The organism is Methylobacterium sp. WL103, assembly GCF_008039885.1.
Lineage (GTDB): Bacteria > Pseudomonadota > Alphaproteobacteria > Rhizobiales > Beijerinckiaceae > Methylobacterium > Methylobacterium cerastii.
In genome coordinates this window covers 1-1,340 of record NZ_VRUX01000876.1, presented here as the reverse complement: position 1 = coordinate 1,340, position 1,340 = coordinate 1, and the positions used below count along the sequence as shown (strand labels likewise).

Sequence of the window (1,340 nt, the reverse complement as noted above, 5' to 3'; positions counted from 1 at the left end):
GCATGGGGCGCGGGGATCGTCGCCGACATCGGCAGCGACAGGCCCAAGGTCTCGGTGATGCAGGCCATGGTGCTGGCCGTGCCCATCACCATGCAGGTGCCGACGGACGGCGCGAGCCGGCCCTCGACGGCGGCGATCTCGGCCGCGTCGAGCTGGCCGGCGCGGTGCGCGCTCCAGAGCCGGCGGCAATCGGTGCAGGCGCCGAGCACCTCGCCCTTGTGGTGGCCGACCACCATCGGCCCGGTGGGGATCACCACCGTCGGCAGGTCGGCGCTCGCCGCCGCCATGATCTGGGCCGGCAGGGTCTTGTCGCAGCCGCCGATCACGATCACCGCGTCCATCGGCTGGGCGCGGATCATCTCCTCGGTCTCCATCGCCATCAGGTTGCGCAGGAACATCGAGGTCGGGTGCGCGAAGCTCTCGTGAATCGAGATGGTGGGGAACACCATCGGCATCGCGCCGGCCAGCATCACCCCGCGCTTGGCCGCCTCGATCAGCGCCGGCACGTTGCCGTGGCACGGGTTGAAGTCGCTGGCCGTGTCGGTGATGCCGACGATCGGCCGGTCGAGGGCGTCGTCGGAATAGCCCGCCGCCTTGATGAAGGCCTTGCGCAGGAACAGCGAGAACCCGGCATCGCCGTAGCTGGTGAGACCCTTTCGCAGGCCCTTGCTCATCGTCTGCTCCTTCGATCCGGACAAGCGCGCGCCCTATCGCGAACGGGCCACCGTATTCGCACGTTTCGTCATGGCGTCGGACGACGCGCGGGTTCCCCCTCTCCCCGCGGGCGGGGAGAGGCCCGCACGGACCTCGTCGTCCGTGCGGGAAGCGAAGGCAACGCCAAAGCGAGGGTGAGGGGGTGCGAACGGATGTGGTTCCTCCGTGGCAGCCCCCTCACCCTCGGCTGCCGCCTCGCTTCGCCGACGACGAGGTCGGCAAAGCCCTCTCCCCCACCGAAGTCGGGCCTGCCCGATTTCGGCAGGTAGGTTCGGATCTCGGGCAAGCCCGAGATCCACGCGGGGCGAGGGGATGCGCGCAAAGCGAACCGCCAGTACCGGCATGCGCGAATCCGGTCGCCCCGCGCACTGTCACGGCCCCCGAGCGCACTTCGGACCCAGGCCGCCGGCGATCGCCCTCAACGCTCCAGCGCGGCTGGGTTCACGAGGTTCCGCGGGCGCTCGCCCGCCAGGATGCGCAGCATCTCCTCGGCGGCGCCCAGGCCCATGGCGCGCAGGCTCGTGGCGGTGGTGCCGGCCACGTGTGGCGTCAGCAGCAGGTTCGGGCAGGCGTGGAGCGGGTGGTCGGGCGCCAGCGGCTGGTGCTCGAACACGTCGAGCGCCGCG

At 71.0% G+C, this 1,340-nt stretch carries 2 protein-coding genes; both read right to left on the bottom strand.

Translation table 11 applies throughout. From position 1 onward, the window contains the following. Nucleotides 1-674 (bottom strand): dihydroxy-acid dehydratase (locus tag FV222_RS26330; protein WP_187277489.1); only part of this gene is annotated, 674 nt, incomplete at its 3' end. Between the two features lie 458 nt (nucleotides 675-1,132). Continuing rightward, nucleotides 1,133-1,340: NAD(P)-dependent oxidoreductase (locus FV222_RS26325; RefSeq protein ID WP_281406934.1), on the bottom strand; the 208-nt coding region annotated here is incomplete at its 5' end.